The sequence below is a fragment of the Streptomyces sp. NBC_00094 genome (genome assembly GCF_026343125.1).
Classification (GTDB): domain Bacteria; phylum Actinomycetota; class Actinomycetes; order Streptomycetales; family Streptomycetaceae; genus Streptomyces.
The window spans coordinates 4,644,407-4,659,801 of sequence record NZ_JAPEMB010000001.1 but is presented as its reverse complement, the minus strand read 5'-3'; the positions used below and the strand labels follow the sequence as shown (position 1 = coordinate 4,659,801).

At 71.8% G+C, this 15,395-nt stretch carries 13 protein-coding genes and 1 pseudogene; 9 read left to right on the top strand and 5 right to left on the bottom strand.

Annotated elements, in window-relative coordinates:
• Window positions 1-256 precede the first annotated feature (256 nt).
• From OG580_RS20675 to OG580_RS20655, 5 genes and pseudogenes are all read left to right on the top strand, one after another.
• Window positions 257-940: a bifunctional DNA primase/polymerase gene (locus OG580_RS20675; RefSeq protein WP_267045162.1), complete on the top strand. Its 684-nt coding sequence runs from the start codon at window positions 257-259 to the stop codon at window positions 938-940.
• A 76-nt stretch (window positions 941-1,016) separates the two neighbouring features.
• Window positions 1,017-1,937, top strand: coding sequence for an ABC transporter ATP-binding protein (locus tag OG580_RS20670; protein WP_267045161.1), 921 nt, complete (start codon window positions 1,017-1,019; stop codon window positions 1,935-1,937).
• A complete protein-coding gene (locus OG580_RS20665) occupies window positions 1,937-3,592 on the top strand; it encodes a transporter (protein ID WP_267045160.1) in 1,656 nt (551 codons plus the stop codon). Before OG580_RS20670 ends, OG580_RS20665 begins: the two co-directional genes overlap by 1 nt.
• 96 nt (window positions 3,593-3,688) lie before the next feature.
• Entirely contained in the window at window positions 3,689-5,416 is a 1,728-nt protein-coding gene (locus OG580_RS20660; protein WP_267045159.1) for a VCBS repeat-containing protein, read from the top strand.
• Window positions 5,417-5,853: 437 nt separating this feature from the next.
• A pseudogene (locus OG580_RS20655) lies at window positions 5,854-6,600 on the top strand (collagenase); the annotation flags it as partial.
• Between the two features lie 139 nt (window positions 6,601-6,739).
• On the opposite strand, the gene OG580_RS20650 reads toward OG580_RS20655, so the two are convergent.
• Window positions 6,740-7,318 (bottom strand): TetR/AcrR family transcriptional regulator, encoded by a 579-nt coding sequence (locus OG580_RS20650; RefSeq protein WP_267045158.1) that lies wholly within the window; start codon window positions 7,316-7,318, stop codon window positions 6,740-6,742.
• Window positions 7,319-7,408: 90 nt separating this feature from the next.
• On the opposite strand from OG580_RS20650, the gene OG580_RS20645 reads away from it, so the two are divergent.
• Both OG580_RS20645 and OG580_RS20640 read left to right on the top strand, forming a co-directional pair.
• Complete coding sequence (locus OG580_RS20645) at window positions 7,409-7,855, top strand: DUF1772 domain-containing protein (RefSeq protein WP_267045157.1); 447 nt, start codon at window positions 7,409-7,411, stop codon at window positions 7,853-7,855.
• 74 nt (window positions 7,856-7,929) lie between these two features.
• Window positions 7,930-8,355 carry a DUF4267 domain-containing protein gene (locus tag OG580_RS20640; protein WP_267045156.1) on the top strand — a complete coding sequence of 142 codons (426 nt, stop codon included), beginning with the start codon at window positions 7,930-7,932 and terminating at the stop codon, window positions 8,353-8,355.
• 126 nt (window positions 8,356-8,481) lie between these two features.
• Here OG580_RS20640 and OG580_RS20635 read toward each other — a convergent pair whose 3' ends face one another.
• Both OG580_RS20635 and OG580_RS20630 read right to left on the bottom strand, forming a co-directional pair.
• Entirely contained in the window at window positions 8,482-9,702 is a 1,221-nt protein-coding gene (locus OG580_RS20635) for an FG-GAP-like repeat-containing protein (protein ID WP_267045155.1), read from the bottom strand.
• A 207-nt stretch (window positions 9,703-9,909) separates the two neighbouring features.
• On the bottom strand, window positions 9,910-10,848 hold the full coding sequence (locus OG580_RS20630; protein ID WP_267045154.1) for an alpha/beta fold hydrolase: 939 nt from the start codon (window positions 10,846-10,848) through the stop codon (window positions 9,910-9,912).
• 444 nt (window positions 10,849-11,292) lie between these two features.
• Here OG580_RS20630 and OG580_RS20625 point away from each other — a divergent pair, with 444 nt between their 5' ends.
• The gene (locus OG580_RS20625; RefSeq protein ID WP_267045153.1) at window positions 11,293-12,060 is read left to right on the top strand and encodes a hypothetical protein; all 768 of its coding nucleotides are present in this window, start codon (window positions 11,293-11,295) and stop codon (window positions 12,058-12,060) included.
• A gap of 145 nt (window positions 12,061-12,205) precedes the next feature.
• Here the strand turns inward: OG580_RS20625 and OG580_RS20620 are convergent, their stop codons facing one another.
• On the bottom strand, window positions 12,206-12,895 hold the full coding sequence (locus OG580_RS20620; protein ID WP_267045152.1) for a metal-dependent transcriptional regulator: 690 nt from the start codon (window positions 12,893-12,895) through the stop codon (window positions 12,206-12,208).
• Window positions 12,896-13,045: 150 nt separating this feature from the next.
• On the opposite strand from OG580_RS20620, the gene OG580_RS20615 reads away from it, so the two are divergent.
• Window positions 13,046-13,801, top strand: a complete 756-nt coding sequence (locus OG580_RS20615) for an SIS domain-containing protein (RefSeq protein ID WP_267045151.1) — start codon at window positions 13,046-13,048, stop codon at window positions 13,799-13,801.
• Window positions 13,802-13,890: 89 nt separating this feature from the next.
• Here the strand turns inward: OG580_RS20615 and OG580_RS20610 are convergent, their stop codons facing one another.
• Complete coding sequence (locus tag OG580_RS20610; RefSeq protein ID WP_267045150.1) at window positions 13,891-15,243, bottom strand: PAS domain-containing protein; 1,353 nt, start codon at window positions 15,241-15,243, stop codon at window positions 13,891-13,893.
• Window positions 15,244-15,395 lie beyond the last annotated feature (152 nt).

Genomic DNA, 15,395 nt, shown 5'->3' with positions numbered 1-15,395 from the left:
CACTGCCCGGTGGATATCCGGTCAATGCCGATGTGAACACGCGAAACCGGACAGGCCGGTGGCATACGCGGCGCGCACAGTCGACACCGGACACGTCGGCCGCGACGCTGCCGCCGGCGCCCCCATCTGTCCGTACCCATCCCCGCTCCCCGGCCCCCCGCGCGCCCCCGCCGGTGCACCCGTGCGCCCCACGTGCAGGATCGATGCGTCACACCGCTCCCCTCCGCGCCCGTAACCCCAGGTGGCGGGGGGAGTTGTGTTCACCGTGGAAGAGACCATCGGAGTCACGGAAGCCGCACAGATCCCCCAGCAGCGAGGCGAGCAGCTGCTGGACAGCGCCGTGCGGTACGCGGAAGAGCGGCACTGGGACGTGTTCCCCGGGACCTGGCTTGAGGCCGTCGAGGGCAGGGAGCGCTGCTCCTGCGGCGCGGAGTGCGCCGTCCCCGGCGCGCACGCGGTCAAACCCGACTGGTCGACCCAGGCCACCGGGAGCGGCGTCGGGGCGCGGCGCATGTGGTCGAAGACGCCGAAGGCGTCGATCCTGCTGCCGACCGGCCGCACCTTCGACGCGATCGAGGTGCCGGAGTCGGCCGGGTTCCTGGCGCTCGCCCGCATGGAGCGCATGGAGCTGACGCTCGGCCCCGTGACCTGCACCCCGGACCGCCGGATGTTCTTCTTCGTCCTGCCGGGTGCCGCCACCAAGGTGCCCGATCTCGTACGGAAGTTGGGCTGGGTCCCGGCGGCCATCGACCTCGTCACACGCGGCGAGGGCCACTACGTGGCGGCCCCGCCCACCCGGATCGGCGGCGTCGGCGCGGTGCAGTGGGCACGGCGCCCCACCCCGGCGAACCGCTGGCTGCCGGACGCGGAGGAGCTGATCAGCGCCCTCGCGTACGCGTGCGGGCGGGAGGCCGCGGAGGCACGGAGCCGGGCTCAGTGATCCCGGGGCCGGGTCAGGCCTCACCCGTATGGTGGTCCCCGTAGAAAATCGGGGACAACCGAAGGGTTGACGGACCATGCCTGACCAGGCATTTGACGAAGTTTTCGAGCAGGCGGGCGCCACAGCGGGCACCGCACCGGATACCGGTGCGGTGCCCGCTGTGCGTGTCGAGGGGCTGTGGAAGCGCTTCGGGCAGCAGATCGCGGTGAACGGGATCGATCTCGTCCTGCCCGCGGGGAAGTTCATCGGGCTCGTGGGGCCCAACGGGGCGGGCAAGACCACCACGCTCTCCATGATCACCGGCCTGCTCCGGCCCGACCAGGGACGGATCCTGGTCGCCGGCCACGACGTCTGGGCGAACCCGGAGTCGGTCGCCGAGGTCAAGGCGCGGATCGGGATCCTGCCGGAGGGACTGCGGCTCTTCGAGCGGCTCTCGGGCCGGGAACTCCTCGCCTACAGCGGGCGGTTGCGGGGGCTGCCCGGTGCCGAGGTCGACAAGCGGGCCGCGCAGCTCCTCGACGTACTCGACCTGACCGGCTCGCAGAACAAGCTGGTCGTCGACTACTCGACCGGCATGCGGAAGAAGATCGGCCTCGCCGCCGCCCTCCTCCACAACCCCGAAGTGCTCTTCCTCGACGAGCCGTTCGAGGGCGTCGACCCGGTCTCCGCGCAGACCATCCGCGGGGTCCTGGAGCGATACACGGCGTCCGGCGCGACCGTCGTCTTCTCCAGCCACGTCATGGAGCTGGTGGAGTCGCTCTGCGACTGGGTCGCCGTGATGGCGGCGGGCCGGATCCGCGCGCAGGGTCCGCTCGCGGAGGTCCGCGGCGACAGGCCCTCGCTGCAGGCGGCGTTCCTGGAGCTGGTCGGGGCGAACGGCCGCGAGGCGGCCGGGGAGTCCCTGGACTGGCTGGGCGGCGGGGCGGGCTCGGGTTCGGGCTCCGGTTCAGGTGCGGGTTCGGGTTCGGGTTCGGGCTCCGTGGGTGGAGCGAAGTGATGGCCACGCTCACCTCTCCCCCCTCCCCTCCCTCCTCCACCTCCCCCACCCCTCCCGTGCCGTCGCTCACCTCGGTCTTCGTACGGCTCAAGCTGTCGCTGCTGAGGAACGGGCTGCGGCAGTCGGGCGGGCGGACCGCCGCGTACATCGTCTCGATCGTCTTCGGTCTCCTCTTCGCCGCGGCGATAGTGCTGTCCTTCGTCCTCCTGCGGGGCAGCGCGGACGCCGACACGGTCGCGGTCCTCCTCATCGGCGCCCTCGCGCTCTCCTGGACGGTGATGCCGCTGTTCGTGCCGAGCGGTGACGAGACCCTCGACCCGTCGCGGCTCGTGATGCTGCCGCTGCGGCCCCGGCCGCTGGTCCGGGCCCTGCTCGTGGCGTCCCTGGTGGGCGTCGGGCCGGTCATCACCCTCTTCCTGGCGTTCGGCGCGGCCCTGTCGGTCGCGCACGGCCCCTCCGGCGTGGTCGTCGCCGTCCTCGCGGTCCCGCTCGTCACGGTCGGCTGCGTGGCGCTGTCCCGGGCGGTGGCCGCCGCCAACATCCGGCTCCTGACCTCCCGCAAGGGCCGGGACCTGGCGCTGCTCAGCGGTCTGGTGATCGCGGTCGGCATGCAGCTGGTCAACTTCGGTGCCCAGCGCCTCGGCCAGGCCGGCGGCCTCGGCCCGCTCGAACCGGCGGCGACCGTCATCGGCTGGCTGCCGCCGGCCGCCGCGATCGGCGCGGTCGACGCGGCGAGCAACGGCGACCACGCGGTGGCGGCGGCCCGGCTGCTGCTCACGGCGGCGGCGCTGGCAGGGCTCGTGCACTGGTGGCAGCGGAGCCTGGTGCGGCTGATGGTCGAACCGGACGGCTCCACGATCGGCGCGTCCTCCGGCGCGGACGTACGGGAGAAGTCGGGTGGTACGGGGCTGCTCGGCCGGCTCCTGCCGGGCGGGCGCGCGGGCGCGGTCATGGAGCGCAGCCTGCGCTACATCTGGCGCGACCCGAAGACGAAGGCGGCGTGGGTGACCTCGCTGGCCATGGGTCTGATCGTGCCGCTGTTCAACGCCTTCCAGGGCACGGGCACGATCTACTGGGCGTGCTTCGCCTCGGGCATGCTCGGTGTCCAGATGTACAACCAGTTCGGCCAGGACACCTCGGCGTTCTGGATGGTCGCGCAGACCATCTCGACGCCGGCCGACGCGTACGCCGAGCTCCGGGCGCGGGCCATGGCCCTGCTGGCCGTCACCGCCCCGTTCGCGGTGCTGGTGACGGTGGCGACGGCGGCCGTCCTCGGCGACTGGTCGGCGTTCCCGGAGGCGCTGGGCCTGTCCTTCGGGCTGCTCGGCGCGCTGGTGGGGTCGGGCGCGGTGGCCTCGGCGCTCTTCCCGTACTCGATCCCCCAGGACAGCGGCTACAAGAACGTGGCGCCGGGTCAGGGCGGACTGGCCTGGATGTCGATCCTCGGCGGCATGTTCGGCTCCGCGCTGCTGTGCGCCCCGCTGATCGGCGTGACGGTCTACCTCCACCTGTCCGACCAGGGGTCCCTGTTGTGGCTCCTCTTCCCGGCGGGTATGGCCTACGGCGCGCTGCTCGTCTGGGCGGGCCTCAAGCTGGCGGCCCCGCGCACGGCGCGGCGACTGCCGGAGATCCTGGCGGCGGTCAGCAAGGGGTGATGTTCCGCAGGCGGGCGGGCAGGAGGCTCGCCCGCCTGCGGCGGACGGCGGCGGGCGTGTTAGCGTCCGCCGACTGTTCGAACATGTGGGGGTATTTTGCGCAAGATTTTGGGCGCGGGCATAGCGGCCGCGTTGCTCGTCACCGGTGGGGTCGTGGGCGCCGGAACGGCCGTGGCGGCCGGGGATCCGACGTTCGAGTTCTCCCCGGTCGAGGACAAGGTCCTGATGCCCGGCGAGGGCTGGACCGGGCTGGCCCCGCCGAGCACCACCGGGCAGAACAGCGGGGAGCCGGACGGCACGTACGTCTACGCGCTGAGCAAGAAGCCGCTCCTCACGGGCAGCACCTGGTCCGGCGGTCTGCCGGCCGGTCTGAAGGTGGACCGGGCGGACGGCTGCACCCTCAAGGCCGGGCTGGCCGGCGTGTACCTGTGCGACCTGAGGGGCTGGGGCAACCCGGCGCCCGACATCTCGGCGACGAGCACCGCGGTGAACGGGCTGACGGCCTACTACAGCCTGGTCTACGTGCCGCGCGGTGCCAGCATCGACGCGGGCGTCAAGGAGGCGCAGACCGCCGCCTCGCAGCCCATCGGTACGCGTCGCGCGCACGCGACGATCACGGTCAAGACCAGGGCGCACGTCGCGCAGAACACCCTCACGATGTCGACACCGACGCTGCCCGCCGGCGGCTCGGTGAAGCACACCGTGAAGCTGCACGCGGTCGACAAGGGCCGGCTGACGATGGCCCTGGGCGAGGCGCCCGGCTACCGCGGCTGGGACGAGAACGAGCTGAAGGTCAGCATCGTCAGCGCCGACACGGGCGGTGCCGCCGGTGCCGTGTGCGACCACTCGACCGGCTACATCGGCTGGGGCGGCGGCGGCATCGACTGCGACGTCACGCAGCCCGGTGACTACACGGTCACCTACGGGCTGAGCGCCGCGGCGAACGCGCCCGCGTGGCGGGTGCGGAACCTGGCGACGTACGAGGTGTTCACCTTCGGCACGGGCAACCCGGAGAAGGCCTCGGACTTCGCGATCGGCAGCTCCGTCCCGGTCATCGAGCGCCACCGGCTCCTGGGCCGCGACGCGGAGGGCTGGCTGTGGGACTACCGGGGCACGGGCAAGGCCTCCCCGGTGCTCAACTCGGCGGACCCGGTCGGCGGTTCCTTCGACTGGAACCAGTACTCGGCGGTGACCCGGCTCGGCCCGGTGACCGTGCAGAGCACCGGTCCCGGCGCCGTCGCGCGGGACAGGAGCGGTGTGCTGTGGTTCTACCGGATGTCCGGTGACGGCGGCATCTACACCGAGACCCGGCTGCGGCTCGGCGCCGGCTGGAACATCTACAACGCGATCGTCGGCGGCTCGGACCTGACCGGCGACAAGAAGGCGGACCTGCTCGCGCGGGACACCGCCGGCGTGCTGTGGATGTACCCGGGCACGGGCAACACCACGACGCCCCTGGGCAATCGCGTGCGGCTCGGCGCCGGCTGGGGCATCTACAACTCGCTGGTCGGCGGCACCGACGTGACCGGTGACGGCAAGGCCGACCTCGTGGCCCGCGACACGGCGGGCAGGCAGTGGCTGTACGCCGGTACGGGTGCGGCGACGAGGCCCCTCGGAGGCCGTACGCAGGTCGGCTACGGCTGGCAGGGGTACAACTCGATGGTGGCGCCGGGCGATCTGAACGGCGACCGCAAGGCGGACCTGGTGGCCCGGGACTCCTCGGGCACGCTCTGGTTCTACGCGGGCACGGGCGTCGCGTCGAAGCCGTACGCCGCTCGCGTGAAGGTCGGCGCGGGCTGGCAGCGGTACAACCTGCTGTTCTGACCGCACCCGAGCAGCAGCGCACCGACGGCCTCCGCCCCTTCGTGGGCGGGGGCCGTCGCCGTTGTGCGGCCCCCTGCGGGCCTCGCGCCGCCCCGTCCGGGCCTCGTACCGCCCCCGCCGCGTGCATCACGATCCGGAACGTCGAGACCCCGGACATGTGAACAGTATTGAAAAGCAATGTGACGTGTGCAATTTTACTGCGAGCCCGTCATCGACGGGACGTCTGCTCCCATCCCCAGGAGTGAATTTTGCGCGCCTTCGTCACCGCCCTGCTGATCACGGCCATCGCGGCCGCCCCCCTCCAAGCCGCCCAAGCCGCCCAGCCCACACTCAAGTCGGAGCAGGCCGCCTCCGCGGACCCGAGCCAGCGCCCGGCCCACGGCAACACCAAGGGCGGCGCCCCCGGCGCGACCGCCGGCGGCGGGCTGGAGTCACGCATCCTGCCGATCGTCCACGACTGCAGCCCGTCGCTGCGGATCCGGGCCCAGGAGATGACCGCCGCCCAGCTGACGGCGACCTGCGCGAGCCTGGCCAACCAGGACGCCTACTTCCACAGCGTGGTCAAGGACTCGGGACCGGTCGCGAACGACTACAACACCAAGCTCGAGGTCGACGTCTTCAACTCGAGCGCGGACTACAAGTCCTACGCGAGGAAGATCTACGGCATCGACACCAACAACGGTGGCATGTACCTGGAGGGCGACCCCTCCCAGGCGGGCAACCAGCCGCGGTTCATATGTTACGAGCGCACCGACGTGAGCCCCGGCTGGCAGATCTGGAACCTCAACCACGAGTACACCCACTACCTCGACGGCCGCTTCGACCTGTACGGCGACTTCGGCGCCAGCCAGACCACGCCGACCGTGTGGTGGGGCGAGGGCATCGCGGAGTACGTCTCCTACTCCTACCGCGGCGTCACCTACGCCAACGCGGTGGCCGAGGCCGGCAAGCACACGTACTCCCTGAAGACGCTGTTCGACACCACCTACGCCATCAGCGACTCCAACCGCACGTACAACTGGGGCTACCTCGCCACCCGCTACATGATCGAGAAGCACCCCGCCGACGTCACCACCGTGCTCAACCACTACCGCGCCGGCAACTGGGCCGCCGCGCGCTCCTTCCTCACCTCGCTGGACTACGAGAGCGACTGGAACGCCTGGCTGACGGCCGTGGCAGCGGGCGCCTGACCCGTACGCGGATCGAACCGGTACCGGCGAAGACGCCGCCTGACGCGATCCTCGACTGACATTCCGACTGTGCTGGTCACCGCCGTTCATCGATGGCGGGGGCCAGCACAGTCGTTTTGTAGCGGTCGGTGCGTCAGGCCACGGCGAGCCGGTCCACCAACAGCTCCACCCTCGGCTCGGCGTCCTCGGGCAGCAGGCGGCCCGCTCGGGTCAGGGTCGCCAGGCCGTGCAGAGACGCCCAGAACACCTCGGTGAACATCCCCGGGTGGACGCCGTCGCCGGCGACCTCGGCGAGGCACTCGAACAGAGCGGCGAAGGCGTCCTTCAGCTGCTCAGGAGTGTCCTCCCGCGCGTACGCCAGGCCGCCGTCGAGCTGGAACAAGGCGTCGTAGACCGCCGGGTTCCGCTCGGCGAAGTCGAGGTAGGCGCGGGCGAGGGCGGCGGCCCGCTCGCGCGGGCCGTTCGCTCCGGAGGCCGCGGCACGCACCGCCGCGGCCATCTCGACGGCGCCTTCCAGGGCGACGGCGCCGATGATCTCGCGCTTGCCTCGGAAGTGGCTGTAGAGGACGGGCTGGCTGTATTCGATGCGCTCGGCGAGCCGGCGGGTGGTGACTGCGTCCCAGCCCTGCTGCTCGGCGAGTTCGCGGGCTGTCGCCACGATGAGGCGCTCGCGCTCCGCCCGTTCGCGCTCCTTGCGTTCCTTTACCGACATAAGTCGATCCTAGCACCGCTAGACAACCGAGCGTTAGTAGTACTAGCGTTGCCTCATCACCTAGCAGCGCTAGATCACGGAGGGATCGTCATGCTCGACGCACTCGAGGTCGTCACCACCGTCACCGTCGGCCTGATGGTGGGGGTGGAGTTCTCCGTCGCCTTCATCATGGGCCGGATCCTGGACGCGCTCCCCGAGGACAGCCGCCAGCTCGGCCACGCCCACGGCGGCCGGATGCTCGGCGCCCTGATGCCGTTCTGGTACATCGGCTCGCTCGTCCTCTGCGCGATCTGGGCCGTCGCCGGATGGCACGACCAGGGCACCGGACTCGTCGTCATCGCCGCCGGACTGCTGATCCTCAGCGTGGTCATGTCGATCCTGCTGCTCGTCCCGATCAACAACCGGAACAAGACCTGGACCCTCGAGAACCGGCCCGCCGACTGGAAAGAGCAGCTGCACCGCTGGGAGCGCTACCACTACGTCCGCGTCGCCGTCATCGTCGCCGCGTTCACCCTGCTGGTCACCGCCCTCGTCTGAGGGCCACCGCCGCACCGACATGCACGGCCGCTCGAAGCTCACCAAGCCGACGAAGACTCGCGTGGAGAAGAACCATGTCACTGAAGAAGATCAACACCGTCCTGGCCGCCACCTTCATCCTCTTCATCCTCTGGTTCGGGACGGAGTACATCCTGAGCCCGGAGACGACGGCGCCGGGCTACGGCCTGCCGAGTTGGCCGTCCGGTGACGGCGGCGGCTTCCTGGTCATCAAGGGAATCCGCGACGTCGTCCTGGCCCTGGTCCTGGGCATCCTGCTGGTGACGGGTCACCGCCGGGCGCTGGGCTGGGTGCTGCTGGTGGAAGCATTCGCCGCGTACGGCGACATGGCCAACGTGCTGGCCCACCACGGCTCCGTGGCCACCGCACTCGGCGTCCACGGCCTGACCGCGACGCTGATGGTGGTCAACGGCCTGCTGATCATGCGCGAGACCCGCGACGTCACGGCGGCTCCGGAAGCGCTCGCCCCGCAGCCGGCTTAGGGGTGGCGCGTGCGGTCGCAAGGCGGAGGAGGAAGTCACCCCGTGCGAGCCGAACGGTGAAGGCCTCCGCCCTGGGGCGGAGGCCTTCACGTCTCGCACGTCTCGCACGTCTCGCACGTCACCGCATCAGAACGCGCCGTTCAGGCTCGACCAGTTGGCGGCCTCCGGGAGACCGGCGTTCAGCCCGCCCGTGCCCTTGCCTCCGTAGAGGACCAGGCAGCCCACGCCCCGACATCCCTCACCCTCGTAGCTGCTGGTGGTGATCGTGGCGAGGTCGTTGGTGCCGCTCGCGTTGAAGTCGCCGACCGCGAGGAACGAGGCCATGACGTTCCAGCCGGAGCCGATGAGCACACGCGCGCCGAAGGTGCCGGTGCCGGTGGCCGGGTAGAGCCAGAGCTTGCCGGTGGCCGGCTCGCGGGCGATCAGGTCGGCTCGGCCGTTGCCGTTCATGTCGCCCGGCGCGACCAGCGTGTTCATGGCGTTCCAGCCGGAGCCGATCAGCTTCCGCGCGCCCAGGGTGCCCGTCGAGGTGCCCGGGTAGAGCCACAGCTTGCCCGTGGACGCCTCGACGGCGAGCAGGTCCGAGCGGCCGTCGGCCGTCAGGTCACCGAACGCGGTGATCTTGGTCATGGCGTTCCAGCCGCCGCTGCCGATCAGCTTGCGCGCGCCGACGCCTCCCGTGCCGGTGCCCGGGTAGAGCCAGAGCTTGCCGGTGGCCGCCTCGCGGGCGATGAGGTCCTCGCGGGCGTCGCCGGTGAAGTCACCGTGCCGGACGATGGCGCTCATGGCGTTCCAGCCGCCGGTGCCGATCAGGCGCCCGCTGAAGTCGCCGGGCAGGAACCACAGACGGCCGGCCTTGTCGCGGACGATGACGTCCGACTTCCTGTCGGCGTTCATGTCGCCGAAGCCGGCGGCCTTGGGAGCGGTGTAGGCGTGCCACTCCGGGTACGCGGGCAGGACGCACTCGCGCTCGGTGGGAACGAACTTCAGCGAGCTGACCGAGTTGCTGCCGGGGCCGCCCCACTCGGTGCCCGCCGGGTCCGAGGGAAGCGCGCTGCCGCCCGGCTCGTCGCCGTAGTTCGGGTCGTCGTACAGGCAGGCCCACTTGGACGTGCGGTTGACGACCGAGCGGAACGTGTTGTCCCAGGTACCGAGCGTCGTCGTGTTCACGCTCGTCTTGTACATCGCGCCGGTGCCGTTCTCGGTCTTCCAGGCGCAGAAGTAGCCCGAGGGGCAGTCGCTGATCGCGGCCTGCGCGGGTGACGCGCCCGCGCCCAGGAGACCGGCCGAGGTGAGCCCCAGCGCCGTGGCCACCGTGGCCAGGCGCTTCAGCAGTGAAGTACGCAATTCGTTTCCTCCCTGAGGTGGCGCGGAGAGGCCTCGACGCGCCACGGGGAGGACCGTACCGCGCCGCCCGGAGCGGGCCACCGGACGGGGTGCCCCGCGTCCGGGACGCGCTTGCTGTGGGGGTTTGTCGGGTGAGCCGGTGGGCGGGGCGGAATTCGAGCCGACCCGCCGGGCGCGGGGGCCGGCCTGCGAACCGGCTCGTGGGTTCTACGGCGTCAGGACGCCGTTCAGGAACGGCTCGACCGCCTCGCTCCAGGCCTCCGGGTGCTCGTAGTGGAGGAGGTGGCCCGCGTCGGGGATCTCCGCGTACGCCCCGTGGGGCAGGACCCTGACCATCTCCTGGGCCTCGGCGCGGCCCAGCTCGCCGTCGAGGCCTCGGACGACGAGTGTCGGGCAGCGGACCTGGGCGAGCGAGTCCCAGTGGGCGTCGTGGACCCACGTCTCGCGGGACGTCAGCATCTGCGCCGGGTCGAAGACCGGGCGCCAGCCGTCCGGGTGCTCGGCCATCACCTCGGCGAAGAAGGCGCCCCTCGCGGGGTTCGGGCGCTCCACCCACGGGTCGTCCTCGCCGAACCAGCGGCGGACGGCGTCCAGTGACGCGAAGGGCGCCGGCCAGCCCCGGAACCAGTCCTGCCACGCGCGCTGCGAGGCGGCCCCGAGGGCCGAGGCCCGCATGTCGCAGATGACGAGGGCGCGGACCAGGTCGGGGCGCTCGGCGGCGAGCTGCCAGGCGGTGAGGGCGCCCATGGAGTGGCCGATGAGGGTGACCGGGCCGAGGCCCAGCTGCTCGACGGCGGCCGCCGCGTCCGCCACGTACGCCTCACGGGTGAAGGGGACGGCGGTCGGCTGCCGGCTGTGGCCGTGGCCGCGCTGGTCGAGCGCGACCACGCGGTGCCGGCCGGTGAGGCAGCGGACGGCGGGGGCCCAGTGGGCCGCGTGGCCCATGAGGCCGTGGAGCAGTAAGACGCCGGGGGCGGGAGCGTGCGGGGTGGATCGTGCGGCATGTGCCGGCTCGGACCGGGGGGCCGGTGGGCGCGGTCCCGGCCGCGGGGTGGCCTTCCGGTCGTCGCCGCCGGTCAGCGGCGTGTAGTCCCAGGCCGCCAGGCGTACGCCGTCGGCCCCGGTGACGTCGAGTCGTCGCGCCATGTCCCTGGCACCCCCTCTTTCCCGTCGAACCGCATCAGACTATCGAACTCGCATTCGAAAATGCGCTCCTGCCACCCAACACCCCTCGTTCGAGTGACAGGACTCAAGGATTGACTCGCGCTGCCGAGGGGAGATCTTGAACGGGAGGCGGACCTCTCGGGGAAAAGTGGTCCGACGGGATTGACCTTGAGAGCTCGGGGCTCCAGGTCAGCACAGGGGAGGACAGGCCCCGGCGCCGCAAGGCGCCGGGGCCCTCTGCCGTCCGCAGCTCTCACGACCTCACCCCCTCCACGCCCGGCTCGCACCAGCGTGGCACGCCGAAGGGGCGGGCGTGGCCATTCCGGCGTAAACCGGGGCGCACGGCGGGGTGTTGACCCGGAATCGATCCGGCTCCGTGACCCGTGCGCGTACAACCAAACCCGACGGACGCGGGTCAATCTGGTCATGCTCAGTTCACAGGTCCTCGCCAAAGGCGACGACGACGCGATCCTCGACTCCGACCGCCTCACCGTCACGCGGGACCGGCTGATCACGCGCATCCCCCTGGCGGCCGTCCGGGAAGTCCGCCCGAGCGGCGACAAGGCCCTGGAAGTCGTGCTCACCGACGGAGCCGTCCACCGGATCGAGGGCGGCAACGCGTACGCCACCGCCGCGTTCGTCACCGCCCTCGCCAACGCCCTGCCCGAGGAACGGGACCCGGCCGGCAGCGCCCTGGTCACCACCGAGGACGTCGGGTTCGTCCTCAAGATGTGGCAGGCGTGGACGGGCGGCGCGGCCATCCTGGCCGCCTACATCGGCTACGTCTGGTGGACCGGCGCGGCCCACGGTGCCGAGATGGGCATCGCCGCCTTCTTCGGGCTGCTCGCGCTGCTCATCGGCCTGGCCGCCACCTTCGCCGTCGTCACGAGCGTCACCGACAAGGTGATCCTCGCCCGGCGGGGCATCACCGTCGTGGCCAAGCGGGCCTACTACCCGAACGGGAAGAAGGCCCGCTACTACACGTTCACCGACACCAGCGGCAACGAGTACAACCAGGACGCCCCCAACCGCATGACGGAGAACATCCACGTCGTCTACGACCCGGAGAAACCGGCCCGCCACACCGCCCGCGAGACGGTCTTCATGATCACGCTGAAGCACGCCTTCGGCGGCACCCTCGCGCTGGGGATCCTCGGTCTCGGCCTGCTGGGCGTGCTCATCCCCTACCTCTGACCCGGAAACCGAGAAGAGGGGCCGCCCCACCGACCGGCGGGGCACCCCTCACTCCGTACTCCGAAGAGCTCAGCGCTCCGAAGAGCTCAGCGCTCCGCAGAGCTCCGTACTCCGAAGAGCTCCGCGCTTCGCCGTCCGTACAGCCTCAGCGCTTCGCGACGAACACGTGCGCCGCGACCTCCGCGTTCAGCTCGGCCGCCTCGCCGCTGCTGCCCACCAGGACACCCCCCGGCGACTCCGTCACCGAGACCACGGAGCCGGGCTGCACGCCCGCCCTCCGCAGCGTGTACATCAGCTGGGCGTCCGTCTGGATCGGCTCGCCGATGCGGCGCACGATCACCGTCTTGCCGCCGCTCGCGTCCAGGTCCGCGAGGGAGACCATCGAGTCGTCGAGGAAGGCCTCGGCCTCCGCCTTCTCGCCCAGCTCCTCCAGACCCGGGATCGGGTTCCCGTACGGCGACTCCGTCGGGTGACGCAGCAGCTCCAGGACCCGCCGCTCCACGGCCTCGCTCATCACGTGCTCCCAGCGGCACGCCTCCGCGTGGACCTGCTCCCACTCCAGGCCGATCACGTCGACGAGCAGACACTCGGCCAGCCGGTGCTTGCGCATGACGCGGGTGGCCAGGCGGCGACCCTCGTCCGTGAGCTCCAGGTGCCGGTCGCTCGCGACGGCCACCAGACCGTCGCGCTCCATCCGGGCCACCGTCTGGCTCACCGTCGGACCGCTCTGGTCGAGCCTCTCGGCGATCCGGGCACGCATGGGGACCACACCTTCCTCCTCAAGCTCGAGGATGGTGCGGAGATACATCTCCGTTGTGTCGATCAGTCCGGACATACGTGCCCCTCGATGAGTCGTGCGCTGGCCCTGCCCCAATTCTGACGCATCGCGCCGACAACCGGGTCTCACCGGGGCGAGGCGGTATTGACAGAGCAATGGTCCAGACCGCACCGTGATCCGCGACCACGACGAGAAGGAGCCGCCGCCATGGGCGAGAGCAAGCTGGCCGGACAGTTCTTCGACGCCGCGATCGACCTGCTCCAGCAGGTCCGCGACGGGGATTCCGAGGAGATCGCCGCCGCCGGGGCCGCGATCGCGGAGGCCGTCGCGAACGGCAACCGGCTCTTCGCCTTCGGCGCCGGGCACTCCTCGCTGGCCGCCCAGGACGTCGTCTACCGGGCCGGCGGCCTCGCGCTCATGAACCTGCTCGCCGTCCCCGGTACCGTCGGCGTGGACGTCATGCCCGCCACGCTCGGCTCGGCCCTGGAGCGCGTCGACGGCCTCGCCGGAGCGGTCCTGGACTCCTCCCCCGCCAAGGCCGGGGACGTCCTGATCATCATCTCGCTCTCCGGGCGCAACGCCCTGCCCGTCGAGATGGCCATGAACGCCCGCGCGCTCGGCCTCACCGTCATCGGCGTCACCTCGGTGGCGTACGCGACGGAGACGAAGTCGCGGCACGTGTCGGGGACGTACCTCAAGGACCACTGCGACATCGTCCTCGACTCCAGGATCGCCATCGGGGACGCCGAGCTCACCCACGAGGGCATCGAGGCCCCGTTCGCGCCGGCGTCGACCGTCGTCACCAGCGCCCTCATGCAGGCCACGATGGCGGCCGCCGCCGAGGAGCTCGTACGCCGGGGCATCGAGCCCCCGCTGCTGCGCTCCGGGAACGTGGACGGCGGGCACGAGTGGAACGGCCGCGTGATGACGGAGTACGGCGACCGGATCTTCTTCCGGCACTGAGCGGGGAGGGGCGGGGCGCACGCGGCGGGGCCGGAGAGCTACGCGGCGGCGCCGGGGCCTACGCGGCGGCGCCGGCCCCTGCGCCACTCTCACCCCTCACGCCTCACCCTCACTCCGCACTCCTCCGGCGGAAGGCCCAGCTCCGCCGCGACGCGGGACGCCACCGTCTCCGCGTACACCACGTCCTCCCGCTCGAAGCCCGCGCGGCACGCGGCCCGCAGGAACGTCAGCACGCCCAGCGTCCGGCCGCGGAGGCGCAGCACCACGCACAGCGCGTGCGCCGCGCCGCCGGGCCACTGGTGGGCCTCCGCCCACACCTCTGCGGTCCGGCCCGCGCTCGCCCGGACCGTGCCCGCGCGGTCCCAGGCCTGGAGCGCCGGATGCCTCGGGCCGTACCGCAGCGGAATGCCGCCGCCCACGACCGGGGAGGACGGGCCGGGGGCACCCGGCGGGGTGGCCAGGGCGCGGGTCAGGCGGCGGTCCCCCACCACCCGGTCGACGAGCGCGTGGTCCGCGAAGCCCGCCAGGGCGAAGTCCAGCAGGACCGTCGCCGCCTCCTCCGGGTCCTCGCACTCCGAGGCCGCCACGCCCGCCCGGTGCAGCTGGCTCCACCGGAACCGCAGCCGGTCCGCCTCGCGCGTCGCGAGCCGCTCCTCCGTCACGTCCTGGAACAGCCAGGCCACGCCCAGCGGCACCGGCTCCTCCGCCATCGGCGAGGACAGCCGCAGGAAACCGCTGCGCCAGCACCGGCGGCGCTCGCCCTCGGAGCTCCGCAGCGTCACCCACACCTCGGCGGGCGCGGGCGGGCTGCCGTCCGCCAGGACGTACTGGAGGGCGGCCTCCAGCTCCTCCGCGCCGTGCACGACGACATCACCGAGCGGGCGCCCGAGCAGGGCCGTACGACCCGTCCCGAAGGCGCGCGCCGCGTGGCCGTTGACGACGGCCGGGCGCAGGTCGGCGTCGACGAGGACGACCCCCCAGGAGGCGTCCTCGAACAGGGCCTCGCTCAGGGCGACCGAACGCTCCAGATCGAGCTGTACGTGGACCTCGCTGAAGGCGCAGTACACGCCCGCGGGGCCGCCGTCGGCGCCGCGCACGCCGGCGGCCTGGCTCCGGACGAGCACCCGCCCGCCGTCCTTGCGCAGCAGCGCCAGCTCGTGGACCTGCCGACCGGGGCCCTTCATGGCCCCCATCAGCCGCCCGAGGATCTCCTCGGCGTCCGCGCTCCGCGCCGCCCACCCCCCGAACCCGCGCCGCCCGACGGCCTCCCCGGCGGACCAGCCGAGGATCCGCTCGGCCTCGCGGTTCCAGTGCGTGATCGTCCCGTCGGCGTCCAAGGCGCAGAGCGCCGCGTCCATCCCGTCGAGCAACGCGGCCAACAGATCGGCCCCGTCCCCCGGAACGGAAGCGGTGTCACTCGCGGCATCCGTGAAAGCAGTCATCCGGCAACCCCCCATGCTGCACCCATTCAACTGGAACGTGACGCAGAGCACATCTCCTTCGCCCGAAATCGTTGCGGATGCGGGGTGGGGACAGGGGGGCGTGAGGGGGTTGAGGGGGTCATGGGGCGTGCGGGGCCGCAGGGATCTCAGGC